The organism is Massilibacteroides vaginae (assembly GCF_900178525.1).
GTDB lineage: Bacteria > Bacteroidota > Bacteroidia > Bacteroidales > Tannerellaceae > Massilibacteroides > Massilibacteroides vaginae.
Window position 1 is genome coordinate 1,529,445 of record NZ_FXDJ01000009.1, and the last position, 15,716, is coordinate 1,545,160.

A 15,716-nucleotide genomic window follows, 5' to 3' on the forward strand; every position below is an offset into this window, starting at 1 on the left:
GTATCAGATAAAAGGAAAACATTATGAAAATAGCAATCGTTGGAACGGGGTATGTTGGTTTAGTGACGGGTACTTGTTTTGCGGAAATGGGGACGGAGGTTTTTTGTGTGGATGTGGATACGCGGAAAATTGAAAATCTTAAGAAGGGGATTATTCCTATTTATGAGCCCGGACTGGAGGAAATGGTTAATCGTAATTTTCATGCGGAACGGCTGCGGTTTACTACTGAACTGAAGGATTGTGTTAATGAGGTGGAGGTGCTTTTTACGGCTGTGGGTACGCCGCCTGATGAGGATGGTAGTGCCGACTTGCGTTATGTGCTGGAGGTAGCGCGAGAGATTGGACGGAATATTAATAAGTATGTGCTGGTGGTTACGAAAAGTACGGTTCCGGTGGGAACTGCGCTTTTGGTGAAGCAGGCTATTCAGGAAGAACTGGATAAGCGTGGGGTGGATGTTGAGTTTGATATTGCTTCTAATCCGGAGTTTTTGAAAGAGGGGGCGGCTATTAAAGATTTTATGAGTCCGGATCGTGTGGTGGTTGGTGTGGAGTCGGATCGCGCCAAGGAGTTAATGACGCGGTTGTATCGTCCTTTCTTGTTGAATAATTTTCGTGTTATTTTTATGGATGTGCCTTCGGCCGAGATGACTAAATATGCGGCCAATGCGATGTTGGCTACGCGTATTAGTTTTATGAACGATATGGCTAATTTGTGTGAATTGGTTGGCGCCGACGTAAATATGGTGAGGAAAGGGATAGGGTCTGACAACCGTATCGGTGGTCGTTTTCTTTATCCCGGTTGTGGTTATGGTGGCTCTTGTTTTCCGAAAGATGTGAAGGCGCTGATTCGTACTGCTAAGGAATACGACTATCCGATGCGTATATTGCAGGCGGTAGAAGATGTGAACGACCGTCAGAAAACCGTTTTGTTCCGAAAGTTGAACGATTTTTACGGTGGTGAGCTGAAGGGTAAGTGCATTGCCCTATGGGGGTTGTCGTTTAAACCTGAAACGGATGATATACGCGAAGCTCCTTCGTTGGTCTTGATCGATTTGTTGTTGAAGGCCGGTTGCCGTGTTAAGGCGTATGATCCGGTGTCGATAGATGAGGCTCGCCGAAGATTGGGCGATGCTGTTGAACTCTGTAAAGATATTTATGAAACCGTGTTGGATTCGGACGCATTACTTGTTGTAACCGAATGGAAAGAATTTCGTTTGCCCTCCTGGGATACCATCAAAAAACTGATGCTAACGCCCTTGATTTTAGATGGGCGAAATATCTATGATATTGAGGAGTTGGAACAGAAAGGATTTACTTATTCTTGTATCGGTCGAAAAATAGCTGAAAAAGAACATCCTTTATAAATAAAAACATATCCTTTATTTTTCGAAAAATAAAGGATATATTTTGAAAAATAACCTTTATGTTTTTTGCCTTTCTAAGGCCTTGATTATCAGCGCCTACGGAAGGCATGTTTTTTGCTCAAATTCCGGGATTCGGCATGTTGAGGCTTGTTGTGCTGTAAGTCCTTAAAACACAACAAGTCAACTGCCGCAACAGCTTTTCTTTTGCTTTTTCAGCTCGTGATGCAATGAACAACCTGTACATCCACCGCAAGGGCTGGATGCTGTGCTTTTGGGGGCAACGATAAAGCTGTAAACTTTCCAACCCACATAAAGTAAGGTGGTGATTCCGGTGCATGCGACTGCTATTTCTTGCCACATAATTTCTTTTTTTGTTTAAGCATTCCGGTGATTGAAACCGGGCTTGTGAATGTTTTAATTGTGTTAACCTCCAATTATTCCGTTAATTACAGCACCTGTCTGGTAAACGATAAACGAAATAAGCCAGGCTAACGAACAGGAGTATAGTATGAGAAATCCTCCCCATTTCCACGAACCGGATTCGCGGATAACCGCGGCAACGGTAGCGATACAGGGAAAGTAGATCAGTACAAATAGCATGAGAGAAAAAGCGACTAAGGGGCTGAAAACTAATTCGCCATTCTCGTCGCGGTCTTGTTTGAGTCTTTCCGGCAATGCCTGACTTTCTTCCGATTCTCCGGTGTAGAGCACACTCAGGGTGCTGACAACCACTTCTTTGGCAGCCATACCGGTTAAAATACTTACGCTTATTTTCCAGTCGAACCCAAGGGGTGCAAGTACGGGTTGTACGGCTTGACCGAGTGTTCCTATATAAGAGTTTCGCTGTAAGTCCATTGCTTTCAGGTGTTCTAATTCCAGTATCTGCTCGCTTTTTTCATCTTCATCAAGCAGGGTGTTTTCCACCTGAGCTATTTGTTGGTCGATCATATCCGAACCGACAGAATGGCGAGGGTAATAACTCAGAAACCAGATTATGATAGACGCGACTAAGATAATCCCGCCCATTTTGCGGAGATATTGATGGGCTTTCTCCCACATGTGTATGATGATAGACTTTGCCGTCGGCATACGGTAGGGGGGTAGTTCCATTACAAACGGAATATCTTCGTCGCTGAAGAGGTATTTCTTAAAAATTCGTGCCATGACCACTGCCAGCAATATGCCTACCGAGTAGATGATGAGCATCATCAAACTGGCATTTTCGGGAAAGAATGCGCCAATCAGCAATACATATACCGGCAAGCGCGCGCTGCAACTCATCAACGGATTGATGAGCATGGTTATCATTCTGCTGCTGCGGCTTTCGATGGTACGTGTGGCCATGATTGCGGGAACTGTGCAGCCGAAACCCATCACTAACGGTATGAACGACTTGCCGTGCAGTCCCATTTTGTGCATGATCTTGTCCATGATGAAGGCTGCTCGGGCCATATAACCGGAGTCTTCCATGAAGGAGATAAACAGGTAAAGGATCAATATGTTGGGCAGGAAAACAATAACACCACCTACTCCGGCAATGATTCCATCCACCAATAAATCTTTAAACGGACCGTCTGCCATGTATCCGCTGATTAAATCTCCCAGAAAAGCAACACCACTCTCAATCCATCCCATCGGATAATCTCCCAGACGGAAGGTGGTTTCAAACATCACCCACATGAATGCGATAAATATAGGAAAGCCCCAAACTTTATGTGTTACCAGTAAGTCTATAAATTGAGTAGGCGAGGCGTTCTTCAGCTTGCTTGGCTCGAAAGTTTCCTGCAAGGCTCCGGCAATAAAGCCGTAGCGGGCGTTGGTAAACGAGGTTTCACTATCTTCCAGAAGCAGGTTTTTGATATGTGCCGTGTTTTTATCTCGTTCGGCTAATATTTTTGCGTGATTGCCACTGGGAAGTGCGCGGATAAGGTCTTCCACCTCCTTATCGCCTTCGAGCAGCTTTATAGACAGAAAGCGTTTGGATACCCCCCGGGAGATGTATTCATTCCCCTTTAACTGGTTGCGCACGTTGAGGATGGCTTTTTCCAGCGTTTCTCCGTAGTTGATGTGGATATGACGCAAAACGGGATCTTTTTCTTCGTATACCTGAATAACCCGTTTGAACAGTTGTTCTATTCCCTCGCCGGTTTTGCTAACAGTTGGTACTATCGGTATACCGGTCATACGGGAGAGGGCTTCGTAGTCGAACTTGTCTCCGCTCTTTATCAGCTCATCATACATGTTCAAAGCCATCACGGAGCGTACGTCCATATCGATCAATTGACTTGTTAGATACAGGTTTCGCTCTAAGTTGTTGGCGTCTACAACGTTGACAACTACGTCGGGATGTTCTTCGTTCAGGTGTTTTCTTACATAGAGTTCTTCCGGCGAATAACACGAAAGCGAATAAGTGCCCGGCAGGTCGGTAATTCGGAATGTGTAGCCGTCTTGTCGAAACACGGCCTCTTTGGCATCCACCGTAACGCCGCTGTAGTTCCCTACACGTTCGTGCGCGCCGGACGCGAAATTAAAAAGTGATGTTTTTCCGCAATTCGGATTGCCAACAAGTGCGACGTTGATTGTTTTCCCTTTTTTAATAGCCAGTTCGTACAGAAAGTTTTCCTGACTTTCCGAGATGATGGGTTCGCTTTCATTGTTGGCGGCTTCCTGAAGCAGGGATTCTTGATATGTAGCTTCGCTGACTACTTCGATGAGCGCGGCTTCGCTTCTTCGTAATGAAACGTTATATCCCATTACTTTGTAGTGAATAGGATCTTTCAGAGGTGCGTTTTTGATAACTTCAACCGACTTACCCCGGATAAAGCCCATCTCAATAATGCGTTTTCTAAAAGCACCCTTCCCTAATACCTTTACAATTACGCCATTCTCACCTGTCTGTAATTCCGATAGTCTCATGCCTGCTTAAATATGAACTAACAAAATTACCCTGAAAAGCGCGCTTACCCAATACCTACTAATAGGTATTTACGGGGTGGAATACCTATGTTTGCAGGCTTATAGGCTGATTTTGTTGCGCTAATATATTTTTGTGCGGAAAGTAGGAGTCTTCTTGTGCGATTTCTTTTTGTTTTGAACCGGTATTTAGCAGACTGTATTTTTTACAAGTTCCACAACCTGGGGTATCACCGCCTCTACCTGCGGTGAAAGTTTCATTCCAACAGAACTGATGTCGACTACCGAAATGACGATTAACAGAATCTCCGGCAGTTTGCCGGCAGTGAGTTGCATAACCTCAACCATGTCTTTCAGTCCTATTTCGTGTGCGCTCATCAGTGGCGGAAAATCAGACGCGTATTGCGGCTTGATCATTCGTATGGTGCCCGGAGTATTCGCATCCAGCGTGGCGTCTATCATAATAATCCGGTCGTATTTTTCCAGCCAGCTTATCAAGTGAAACCCACCTGTCCCACCATCCATAAGATGGACGTGAGACGGTAGTGTTTCTTTCTCTAATGCTTGTATAACGTGGATTCCCACTCCTTCATCCCGTAAGAGTAGATTGCCGACACCAAGGATCAAGGTCTCCATATTTTTCTTCTTTTTTCTCTTCTTCTCCTGGCTCTTTTCTGCTTTTCCATTTCTTCGTCTTTCAGTTCCAGTTGCTCTACAATATCTTCTTTTACAAACTTCCATCCGCCGATCATGGCCGATGTTTCTCCGCGCCGCTCGATATAATCATGATACAAAACAAGGTACACGTGTACCAACATGAAGAGAATAAAGACCCAGGTGATGCAATGATGTATGTCTCGGACAATGAATTCTCCCCCCAACAGCGGGATAATCCAGGTGAAGAGTTGTGGAAAGGCAGCCTGGCTCATTTTCGCATATAAGGCAAAGCCAGTTATAACTTGAAGACCGGAAATCAGGAACAGCACAAAGTAAGTAGTAGCAGCCACCGCATTGTGACCAATACTTTCTACCGGCTTGGTTTTGAGCATTAAGATATCTACCTTAATAACCTCGAACAGTTCCTGCCATTGTTCCTTTTTGAGCAAAACGAAATTGTTCCATTTGGCAAAACGATTGCCTGCAAAGCTCCAGTAAAGGCGAAAGATCAGGTTCACGAAGAACACAAATCCGGCAATGAAATGAATCAGGCGGATGTATCCGAATCCAAAACTATGCGTAGCCTCCGTAGCATCAATAATTGCTAACGGATCTGCTATCATAAATCCGGTAGAAATAAGCACAACGATGCACAGTGCGTTAAGCCAATGGAATATACGTACAGGTATTTCCCATACGTACACTTCTTTCAGATTTTCTTTACGTACTCTCATACTCCTAACAGTTAGAATGTATCTAATGCATGAACGTATTTTCCGCTTTCGTCATACAGGTGTACGGCACAAGCCAGACAAGGATCGAATGAATGTATCGTGCGTAATATCTCCAACGGAATGTTCGCGTCGTGAACAGGTGTGCCTATCAATGCCGATTCGTAAGCAGACAGTACGCCTTTTTCATCACGCGGCGAGGCGTTCCATGTTGTAGGTACTACCATTTGGTAATTTTTGATTCTGCTTTTTTCAATAACTGCAAAATGAGCCAAAGCACCGCGAGGAGCTTCTGTTAAACCAACTCCCTGACATTTGTCCGGCCATTGGGTTTCTTTCCACTTTTCCGGTTCGAACATACGGGAGTCTCCTTGCAGATTGTCCATTAGTCTGTCGAAGAACTCCAATGCCCAATCCGCGCATAGTTTAGATTCCAATCCGCGGGCCGCAGTTCTTCCTAAGGTGGAAAACAAGGCGTCTGCCGGCAAATTGAGCTCTTTCAATACGCTGTCAATTAAATCTTTCTGAGGTTGTTTTCCTGCCGCGTATGCAACAAGCATTCGGGCCAGTGGTCCTACTTCCATAGGCTGCTCTTTCCAGCGTGGGGTCTTGATCCAACTGTACTTGTCATTGATATCTAAAAAGTCATACGGAGGTTTCGGACCGGTGTAGTTCAGTTCCGTTTCTCCCTCAAAAGGATGGAGGCCTTCGCTGTTTCCTTTGCTGTACTTGTACCAGGAGTGATAGATATACTCTTTTATTTCTTCCGGAGAATTAGCGTCAACAGGATGTACTTTCGATAAATCCCTGTCAAGAATAATGCCCCGTGGCATTTTATACGTTTCCGTTTCACCATAGTTTCCTATAGGAAAATCTCCGAAAGCAAGGTAATTGCTTACCCCTCCGCCTATCTTCGCCCAATCGTCTTTGTATACGTCTGCTATCATTAGCAGATCGGGAACATAAACCTGATCGATGAATGTCTTGGCTTCAATCAGTTTCTTTTTTACGAAAGCGAGTCTTTCCGCATTGATGGCGTTCGGCTCTTCAAGGTTGATACTGCAAGGCATACCACCCACCACATAGTTGGGATGCGGGTTTTTACCACCGAAAACGGCATGCACTTTCACGATTTCTTTCTGCCATTCTAACGCTTCCAGATAATGCGCTACGGCGATGAGGTTTTGCTCAGGAGTTAGCTTGTAAGCCGGATGTCCCCAATAGCCATTCGCAAATATGCCGAGTTGTCCGCTGTCAACAAACTTTCCCACCCTGTCTTGTATCGCTTTAAAATAGCCGGTCGAACTTTTAGGCCAGTCTGATAGTTTAGCCGCCGCAACAGACGCTGCTGCCGGATCTGCTTTAAGAGCCGATACAACATCTACCCAGTCGAAAGCATGAAGATGGTAGAAGTGAACAACGTGGTCATGCATAAATAATACATTGGCCATGATGTTTCTTACCATTTCTGCATTGGGAGGAACGACGGTATCTATGGCATCCTCTACCGCCCGGACCGAACAAAGGGAATGCGTAGAGGTGCAAACTCCGCAAATACGGCCCACAAAGGCCCATACATCCCGGGGATCACGGTCACGAACGATTGTTTCTATTCCTCTGACCATTGTTCCGGAGCTGAACGCATCTTTAATAATGCCGTTTTCAATTTCCGCTTCAATTCTTAAATGCCCTTCAATACGTGTGATCGGGTCAACTACAATTCTTTTTGTCATGGTTTAGATTTTTAGCATTAATGATCCGTTCCTTCCTCTTCGGAACTTTCGTTATTTATTAATCTTCTCTTTCGGATATTCGTTGCCACGGCATGAGCCGCCAAAGCACCGGTGGTTGCTACTCCTAAAGCCAATCCGATTTCATCGGCAGTTGCTTCCACACCGAAGGCATTAATGGTTGCTTGTCGTTTGTAGAAAGGAGTTCTGTCCCAGAATCCGTCTTCGCTGCAACCAATGCATGGGTGTCCGCTTTGAATGGGAAAGCTGGTGCCTTCATTCCATTTGATAATACCACAGGCGTTGTATGTGCTGGGACCTTTACAGCCCATTTTGTATAAGCAATAACCACGTTTCGCATTCTCGTCATCGAAGCTTTCCACAAAAAGTCCTGCGTCGAAATTAGCGCGGCGATAGCAGGTGTCATGTACCCGCCGGGAGTAAAATACCTTCGGCCGTCCCAAACGATCCAATTGAGGTATTCTGTTAAAGGTAAGCAGGTGGACAATAATCCCGGCCATCACTTCGGCAATCGGCGGACAGCCTTGTACGTTCATTACCGTTTTTCCCTTGATCACCCGATGCACTGGTGTGGCCTTTGTCGGGTTCGGATAAGCCGCCTGTACGCAACCCGATGAAGCGCAATTACCCCATGCGACAATGGCTTTAGCTCCTTCTGCAGCTTCCTCCAGTATTTGTTTGGCACTACGCCCACCAATACAACAATAAGCCTCATTTTCCAACGGAATGGAACCTTCTATCATCAGGATATACTCCCCTTTGTATTGCTGCATGGTGTCGTGCATACTTTTTTCTGCCTGAAAACCGGCCGGAGCCATCAGTGTTTCCGTATAATCTAATGAGATCTGGTCAAAAATCAAGTCCGCCAGAATAGGGTGTGAGGTGCGAATAAATGATTCGCTGCAACAGGTACATTCTTGTAGATGAAGCCAGATGATAGGCAAACGGGACTTCTTCTCTAAAGCCTTCACCACTTGTGCTACTCCCGACGCTTCTAATCCTAACAAAGCTCCCATTGTGGTGCAGAATTTAAGGAAATCACGTCTTGAGACACCTTTGCTGATACAGTCGTCATAAACTGTTTTTTTCTTTGTCCCCATATTTTATACTTTTAAGTAAATAATAGTATTAACTATTTTATTCTAACAAATCCTCGGTAGCTGATCCCCGTTTAGCATGGTAACGATCCGCCGTCCTCCGAAAAGCGTTTTCAGTTTAACAGAAGCTCTTTCCGACGACTTAACCGTGCCAATAATTACAGCTTGTTTCCCCTCCGGAAAACTACGCATGATTTTTAAAGCCTCTTCCGATACTTCGGAAGGTAAGATCACTAAAACGACTCCTTCGTTGGCGATGTAAAGCGGATCAAGCCCCAGCAGTTCCGATGCCGAACGTACCACTTCAGGCACGGGCAGTAATGCTTCTTCTATCTCAATCTCTACATGCGAAGTTTGCGCTATTTCGTTTAATGTACTGCTTACTCCGCCTCTTGTCGGATCTCGAAGCACATGGATGTCTTTTATTTGCCCGCAAAGTTCGTTAAGCATTCCGTTCAATGCAGCCGTGTCGCTTTGCAATGAGGTTTCGAAGCCCAAACTCTCGCGTGTAGATAGAATGGTAATCCCGTGTACACCAATCGGACCACTACAGATAACCACATCGCCGGCACAAGCCTTTGCGGGTGAAATATTAATATCATCATCCAAAACACCGACACCGCTGGTGTTGATAAATATTTTATCACATTTACCCCGTTCTACAACTTTCGTATCGCCGGTAACGATAAATACACCGGCTTTATCAGCAGCTTTTCGCATTGAATTCACAATCACTTTTAAGTCGGCGATCGCAAATCCTTCTTCCAGAATAAATCCGACTGTTAAATATAATGGTTTTGCACCGCAACAAGCCAGATCATTTACCGTTCCGTTTATTGCCAGATCGCCGATGTTTCCGCCCGGGAAGAAAACCGGATCGACAACATACGAATCGGTTGTGATAGCCATACGTTTTTTATCAACAGCAAATACCCCACCGTCATGATCCTGCTCTAAAATCGGATTTCGGAATGCCGGATAAAAGACTTCATCAATCAATTTCCGGGTAAGTCTGCCTCCACTTCCATGCCCCAATAAGATGTATTCTGCCTCAGTTACAGGTAGCGGACAATTTAACTCCATGCTTGTTCTTTAAAATTAGTATAACTATAATAAGCAGCGCAAACGCCTTCTGTCGACACCATTGGTGCTCCGATGGGATATTCCGGAGTGCACTTTACACCAAAGAACGGACAATCCGCCACTTGTTTATTCCCTCTCATGATATCACCCGCTATACAACGGGTTTGTGTTATTGTTTCTATATCTTGCGTATGGATAGAAGCACCAAACTTTTCCAACGCGTCAAAATCTTTAAAGGCATCAGCTAATTTCAGACCGCTTTTATCAATCTTACCAATGCCTCTCCACGCTTGGTCAGCAGGTACGAGCATCTCTTTCATCAGCTCCTGCATTTTTAAATTGCCGGCTTCAGTGACAATACGTTGGTAAGCGTTCTCTACTTTTCCTGTTTTATTTTCCAATTGCACTATACATTGGTAAATACCATACAACAAATCTACCGGCTCAAAACCTGTAACCACAATAGGCTTTCTGAATTTTTCCGCCAGCGGATGGTATTCGTGGTATCCCATTACCGCGCAAACATGTCCGGCAGCCAGAAACCCATCTACTTTGCAATCTTTTTCCGCCAGAATGGCATCTATTGCGGCAGGAACGGTGAAAAGAGATGTGATGACGGAAAAATTAGTCAGTTTCCTTCTTTTCGCTTCTTTTATGGCGGTGAGATGAAGCGGTACGGTAGTTTCAAACCCTACAGCTAAAAAAACAACTTCCCGTTCCGGGTTTTTCTCCGCCAGATCAATCGCGTCTAAAGTAGAGTAAAGCACCCTTACATCGGCTCCTTTGGCTTTTGCATGCAACAAATCGAATTGACTTCCCGGAACCCGCATCATATCCCCGAACGAGGTCATGATTACATAGGGTTTAAGGGCTATCTCAATCGCCTTGTCAATTACGGTTATAGGCGTTACACAGACCGGACACCCCGGACCATGTAGCAATGTAATCTTGTCAGGAAGCATTTCATCAATACCATACCGGACTATGGAATGGGTTTGTCCGCCACATATTTCCATAATATTCCAAGGGTTAAGCACAACTTTGTCAATAGCTTGTATTAACCGCTTAACCTGTTCACTGTTCCGATATTCGTATAGATGCTTCATCCTTGAAGAAATTAAACGATTAGTTAAACTTGGCCAATTTCTCAAAATCAGCCAGTGTTTCTTTTGCGTATTCTTCGTTTACTATCGATATGGCCATACCGGCATGAGCCAGGATATAATCCCCTATATTGGCATCAATCCACTGTATGCACACATCTTTTATCATTCCTCCGAAATCTACCTTTGCCATCTTCAGGTCGGGAACAGAGTTGTCTATACGTAAGATTTTCCCTGGTATAGCTAAGCACATAATTTTTTTGTTTTTGTAATTAGTAGATCAGCATGAACCGCCCCAAATGTATTGTTTTTTATAAAACCATAGCCCATTTTGCCCTAAAATAAAAAAAGAAAGTGCTTAAAATCACTATAAATGATTTTAAGCACTTCCAAATACAGACGTTATTCTGTCTTATTCTCCGCCGCCGCCTAATGCCCGGTAGAGATTTACACTATATTGAAGTTGTTCCAGTTTATCGTTTACCTGACTTAGTTGAGCTGATAAAAGACTTTGTTCAGCATTTAATACCTCTATGTAGTTTGCTTCAGCTGCTTTAAGTAATTCTTTTGTATAGTCGACCGAGTTTTGAGAAGCTTCAACTTGTTTAGCCCTGATTTCATTCTTTTTTAGTGATGATTCAAGGGAAAACAAAATGTCTGACACTTCTTTACCGGCAGAAAGAACCGTCTTTTCAAATGTCAACAGCGCTTCTTTTTGTTGCGCTTTAGCAATCTGGTAATTGGCGATTAACTGCTTTCTGGCAAAAAGAGGTTGAGCTAAACCGCCCACTATACTGGCAAAGATATTTTCCGGTTTGAAAAAGTTAGACAGTGTAGCCGCGTTATATCCAATCATCGACGAGTTTAACGTAATAGACGGATAGAAGCTGGCCTGAGCGGCATTTGTCAATTCAAACGCAGATCGAAATGAAAGCTCAGCTTGCTGCACATCGGGGCGTTTGGCCAACATTTGCACAGGCAAACCATACTGCAAACCGGAAATTACTTCCTGCTGCTGAATAGGAGAACGTAGCACAACGCCGGACTTTCTTCCAATCAGAAAACAGATGGTGTTTTCTAATTCTCTAATCTGGCTTTCCAGATTAGGAACAGTAACTTGCGTGCTGTATAAAAAAGCCTTGCTTTGTTCTATCGCAGCCCCATTCTGCATGCCGGCTTCTTTTAAAGCCTCGATTGTTTCTACACTTTCTTTCAGCAGTTCGATCGTTTCATTCGTTACCTTCAATTGCTCATCTAAAGCAAGTAGCGTATAATAAGATGTCGCAATATTAGCGATTAATGAAGTTTGAACCAGATTCTTGTACGCATGGCTGCTCAGGAACTGAGCGTATTTAGCCCTGTGTTGCCGGTTTATTTTACCCCAGATATCTGCTTCCCACGAAACAGCCACACCTAATCTGTAGTCAGTCGCATCATAACCTAACACATCCTTGCCGTTAACACCGTTGCTGAATCTGTTGTGAGAAACTTGACCGACAAGTGCCAGATCAGGGAAATAAGCCGCTCTGGCCATTCCTAAGCTAGCTTCGGCTTGTTTTATGCGCGAATGCGCTATCTGCAAATCGAAATTATGTTTAAGCCCCTCGTCGATTAACGCAATCAATAGTTGATCATTGAAAAACGCCCTCCACGGATAGTTGGCAATGGTGGTGGTATCAGTCGAATTATTATCCCGGTAAAGATGCTCAAGGTCTATCTCCGGACTTTTATATTTATTCAAAACCTGACAGGAGGATAACCCGATTGAAAGGAAAACACTCAACAGTACTACACCTTTTATATATTTATACTTCATCATTTATTTTTATCGTGTTGATGTTTAATAAATTCATCATTAGTGTTGATTAATCCCGAATCACTGAATTTATCTTGTATCGTTTGGAAGATGATATAAAGTGAAGGGATCACCAATATCCCGATCAGTGTTCCGATCAACATACCTCCGATGGCACTGATACCGATAGACCTATTGCCTACTGCTCCCGCTCCTGAAGCTAACGCCAAAGGAAGAAGTCCGAAAATGAAAGCAAACGAAGTCATCAGGATAGGACGCAAACGAGCCACTGCCCCGTTTACCGCAGCCTCAATAACACTCATGCCTTGCTGTCGTCGCTGAATTGCGTATTCCACAATCAAAATGGCATTCTTGGCGAGCAGCCCGATCAACATGATTAAGGATATCTGCACATAGATGTTGTTCGTTATACCTTGTGACGAACCAAATATATAGAGGAAGATAAACACACCGGCCAACCCGATAGGAAGCGAAAATATAACGGATAGGGGGAGTATATAACTTTCGTACAGCGCGGCCAGCAAGAGGTACACAAAGATAAGACAAAGCGCAAAGATCAAAAGCGTCTGACTACCACTTGTTACTTCTTCTCTCGTCATACCGGAATATTCATAACCGTAGCCGGAGGGAAGGGTCTGGGTCAATTCTTCCTCAATAATCTTAATAACGTCTCCTGTGCTATATCCGGCTGTCGTGTTCGGAATAATAGTCAAACTCATTGACGAATACATATTGAAACGAGCCAAGCTCTGAGGTCCCATCACATCGCTAATCGTGATAAACTCGGTTACAGGAGCCATTTCGCCGGAAGAAGTACGGATATACAGACCCTCTAAATCGTCCATCATCTTTCTGTACTCCGGAGATGCCTGTACCATCACCCTGAATTGTTTTCCGTAAATATTGAAGTTGGAAATATACATACTTCCTATATACGCTTGCAATGTCGACATAACCTCTCCTAAAGTAAGTCCGGATTCCTTTATTTTTGCAATATCCGCTTCGATTAATTTCTGCGGAAATTTGGGGTCGAACGTCGTCATAGCCATCAACACTTCTTCCCTGCTGTTTAATTCACGGATAAAGTTCTGCGCCACACCATAAAATTGATTAATGTCTCCTCCCATTTTATCCTGCAACTGTAGTTCCACACCACTACTAACACCAAAACCCTGAAGCGTGGGAGCACCCATGAACAGGAATGTGGCGTCGGTAATCGACCTTGTTCTTTGCGTCATCATGCCGGCAATCTGGTCCGAAGTGATGCTGCGTTCGCTCCAAGGCTCCATTTTCATCATTACCGTTGCGTACGAACTACCCACACCGCTCATGAAGTTAACACCGGTGATATTCAGTACGTGAGCCACATTTGGCATCTCGTTTGCTATATCGATCACCTCTTTCACAAGAGAGTCCGTACGTTCAAGAGAGGCGCCCGGAGCTAACGTGATCATTCCTATTACACCGCCGCTATCCTCTTGAGGAACAAATCCGGAAGGTGTGGTTTTCATCAATAACGCAAAGATGAAAACCGCCAGAGCTATCATGGCTGTCGTTATCCACCTGTGTTTTTTCTTACCTAAAAAGAGAAGCGATTTCCTGTATTTTTGCGTGCCCAGATCAAACCAGAGGTTGAATGTAAAGTAGAAACGCTGAAGGAAGTTCTTCTTTTTGTGTTCTTCATCGTGCGATTTCAGGAAGAGCGCGCAAAGAGCCGGACTAAGTGTTAACGCATTAACCGCCGAAAGCAGGATGGAGATAGCCAATGTCAAACCGAATTGTCTGTAAAACACGCCGCTGGTTCCTCCGATAAAACTTACCGGAATAAAAACGGCTGCCATTACGAGTGTGATCGACACGATAGCCGGAGCAATCTCCTTCAAGGCGTTAATTGTTGCCTCCTTGGCATCTTTTACCCCATTGTCCATTTGGGCATGAACGGCCTCGACGACGACTATGGCATCATCCACCACAATCCCAATTGCTAATACCAAGGCGAAAAGAGTCAGCAGGTTAATGGAGAAACCCATTAGTTGAAGGAAGAAGAATGTACCCACAATAGCTACGGGCACGGCAATTCCGGGAATAATCGTTGACCGCCAATCCTGCAGGAAGACGAATACAACTAAAAACACCAGAATAAATGCTTCAATCAATGTTGTTACCACCTTACTGATTGACGCATTTAAAAACTCACTGGAGTCTGAAACATATGTGTATTTTAGTCCGGGAGGAAAATCGGCAGAAGCATCAGTCATTACTTTCTTCACATTCTCGATTACTTCCTGTGCATTTGAACCGGCGGTCTGGCTAATAGCCATAGCAACCGATTCGTTTCCATCCAGCCCTGAAACCACCGTGTAGTTTAGAGCACCTAATTCAACATCCGCTACATCTTTAACGCGCAGAATCTGTCCGTTTTCCGATCTGATGATAACGTTTTCAAACTCTTCCGCGCTTTTCAGGCGCCCCGTATATTTTAAGGTGTATTGAAAAGACTGCTCACTGTTTTGTCCCAATTCACCGGGAGCAGCTTCAATGTTCTGGTCTTTCAATGCCGCGATTACTTCAGTCGGATTGATTTTGTAAGAGGCCATTACAGCAGGCTTGAACCAAATACGCATAGAGTAGTCTCTTGCCCCGTAAACCATGGCTTCACCCACCCCGTAAACACGTTTTATCTGGGGAAGAATATTAATATTCGCATAGTTCTGTATAAAAGAGCCGTCATAATCCGGGTTTTCCGAAGAGAGCGAAACCATCAGGATCGTACTACTCTGTTGTTTTTTTACCGTTACGCCGGATTGTACCACCTCCGAAGGCAGCAAAGGTTGAGCGCGGGCAGCCATATTCTGTACATTCACCGCCGCGATATCCGGGTCTGTTCCCTGTTGAAAGAACACCCTGATCTGTGCCATACCGTTGTTGCTGGCAGATGAGGTCATGTAAGTCATACCCTCAACGCCGTTTATTTGTTCTTCCAGTGGAATAACAACGCTATTCAGTACCACATCCGCGTTTGCACCCGGGTACATGGCTGATACCTGAACCGTAGGCGGAGCTATGTCCGGATATTGTTCTACCGGCAATGTTGCCAAACCAATTATCCCCAGTACTACAATGATAATCGATATGACTGTGGATAATACCGGTCTTTCTATAAATGTTTTTAACATCGTTGTTTGCTTAAATAAATTAGAC

General features: G+C 44.4%; 12 protein-coding genes. 1 reads left to right on the forward strand and 11 read right to left on the reverse strand.

The features are described from left to right. The first annotated feature begins 23 nt into the window (after positions 1-23). Positions 24-1,364, forward strand: a complete 1,341-nt coding sequence (locus B9Y81_RS14835) for a UDP-glucose dehydrogenase family protein (RefSeq protein ID WP_085537672.1) — start codon at positions 24-26, stop codon at positions 1,362-1,364. A gap of 180 nt (positions 1,365-1,544) precedes the next feature. Here B9Y81_RS14835 and B9Y81_RS14840 read toward each other — a convergent pair whose 3' ends face one another. The 11 genes from B9Y81_RS14840 to B9Y81_RS14890 form a co-directional block, all read right to left on the reverse strand. Further along, entirely contained in the window at positions 1,545-1,724 is a 180-nt protein-coding gene (locus tag B9Y81_RS14840) for a hypothetical protein (protein WP_085537673.1), read from the reverse strand. Positions 1,725-1,787: 63 nt separating this feature from the next. Continuing rightward, the gene (gene feoB, locus B9Y81_RS14845) at positions 1,788-4,280 is read right to left on the reverse strand and encodes a ferrous iron transport protein B (protein ID WP_085537674.1); all 2,493 of its coding nucleotides are present in this window, start codon (positions 4,278-4,280) and stop codon (positions 1,788-1,790) included. Between the two features lie 186 nt (positions 4,281-4,466). After that, the gene (locus B9Y81_RS14850; RefSeq protein ID WP_085537675.1) at positions 4,467-4,913 is read right to left on the reverse strand and encodes a HyaD/HybD family hydrogenase maturation endopeptidase; all 447 of its coding nucleotides are present in this window, start codon (positions 4,911-4,913) and stop codon (positions 4,467-4,469) included. Further along, on the reverse strand, positions 4,901-5,668 hold the full coding sequence (cybH, locus tag B9Y81_RS14855; RefSeq protein WP_085537676.1) for a Ni/Fe-hydrogenase, b-type cytochrome subunit: 768 nt from the start codon (positions 5,666-5,668) through the stop codon (positions 4,901-4,903). The genes B9Y81_RS14850 and cybH overlap by 13 nt, the downstream gene beginning before the upstream one ends. Positions 5,669-5,679: 11 nt before the next feature. Beyond that, positions 5,680-7,398, reverse strand: a complete 1,719-nt coding sequence (locus B9Y81_RS14860; RefSeq protein ID WP_085537677.1) for a nickel-dependent hydrogenase large subunit — start codon at positions 7,396-7,398, stop codon at positions 5,680-5,682. 17 nt (positions 7,399-7,415) lie between these two features. Next, a complete protein-coding gene (locus tag B9Y81_RS14865; RefSeq protein WP_085537678.1) occupies positions 7,416-8,516 on the reverse strand; it encodes a hydrogenase small subunit in 1,101 nt (366 codons plus the stop codon). A gap of 42 nt (positions 8,517-8,558) precedes the next feature. Continuing rightward, positions 8,559-9,596, reverse strand: coding sequence for a hydrogenase expression/formation protein HypE (gene hypE, locus B9Y81_RS14870; protein WP_085537679.1), 1,038 nt, complete (start codon positions 9,594-9,596; stop codon positions 8,559-8,561). After that, positions 9,587-10,702, reverse strand: coding sequence for a hydrogenase formation protein HypD (hypD, locus tag B9Y81_RS14875; RefSeq protein ID WP_085537680.1), 1,116 nt, complete (start codon positions 10,700-10,702; stop codon positions 9,587-9,589). The genes hypE and hypD overlap by 10 nt, the downstream gene beginning before the upstream one ends. 19 nt (positions 10,703-10,721) lie before the next feature. Continuing rightward, positions 10,722-10,952: a HypC/HybG/HupF family hydrogenase formation chaperone gene (locus B9Y81_RS14880; RefSeq protein ID WP_085537681.1), complete on the reverse strand. Its 231-nt coding sequence runs from the start codon at positions 10,950-10,952 to the stop codon at positions 10,722-10,724. 159 nt (positions 10,953-11,111) lie between these two features. Continuing rightward, positions 11,112-12,518 carry an efflux transporter outer membrane subunit gene (locus B9Y81_RS14885; protein WP_317043274.1) on the reverse strand — a complete coding sequence of 469 codons (1,407 nt, stop codon included), beginning with the start codon at positions 12,516-12,518 and terminating at the stop codon, positions 11,112-11,114. Then, complete coding sequence (locus B9Y81_RS14890; protein ID WP_085537683.1) at positions 12,515-15,691, reverse strand: efflux RND transporter permease subunit; 3,177 nt, start codon at positions 15,689-15,691, stop codon at positions 12,515-12,517. The genes B9Y81_RS14885 and B9Y81_RS14890 overlap by 4 nt, the downstream gene beginning before the upstream one ends. Positions 15,692-15,716 lie beyond the last annotated feature (25 nt).

Bases quoted from the DNA above. Each gene is read 5' to 3' on its own strand.
- B9Y81_RS14835 (WP_085537672.1), top strand. From the start codon at position 24: ATGAAAATAGCAATCGTTGGAACGGGGTATGTTGGTTTAGTGACGGGT.
- B9Y81_RS14840 (WP_085537673.1), bottom strand. From the start codon at position 1,724: ATGTGGCAAGAAATAGCAGTCGCATGCACCGGAATCACCACCTTACTT.
- feoB (WP_085537674.1), bottom strand. From the start codon at position 4,280: ATGAGACTATCGGAATTACAGACAGGTGAGAATGGCGTAATTGTAAAG.
- B9Y81_RS14850 (WP_085537675.1), bottom strand. From the start codon at position 4,913: ATGGAGACCTTGATCCTTGGTGTCGGCAATCTACTCTTACGGGATGAA.
- cybH (WP_085537676.1), bottom strand. From the start codon at position 5,668: ATGAGAGTACGTAAAGAAAATCTGAAAGAAGTGTACGTATGGGAAATA.
- B9Y81_RS14860 (WP_085537677.1), bottom strand. From the start codon at position 7,398: ATGACAAAAAGAATTGTAGTTGACCCGATCACACGTATTGAAGGGCAT.
- B9Y81_RS14865 (WP_085537678.1), bottom strand. From the start codon at position 8,516: ATGGGGACAAAGAAAAAAACAGTTTATGACGACTGTATCAGCAAAGGT.
- hypE (WP_085537679.1), bottom strand. From the start codon at position 9,596: ATGGAGTTAAATTGTCCGCTACCTGTAACTGAGGCAGAATACATCTTA.
- hypD (WP_085537680.1), bottom strand. From the start codon at position 10,702: ATGAAGCATCTATACGAATATCGGAACAGTGAACAGGTTAAGCGGTTA.
- B9Y81_RS14880 (WP_085537681.1), bottom strand. From the start codon at position 10,952: ATGTGCTTAGCTATACCAGGGAAAATCTTACGTATAGACAACTCTGTT.
- B9Y81_RS14885 (WP_317043274.1), bottom strand. From the start codon at position 12,518: ATGATGAAGTATAAATATATAAAAGGTGTAGTACTGTTGAGTGTTTTC.
- B9Y81_RS14890 (WP_085537683.1), bottom strand. From the start codon at position 15,691: ATGTTAAAAACATTTATAGAAAGACCGGTATTATCCACAGTCATATCG.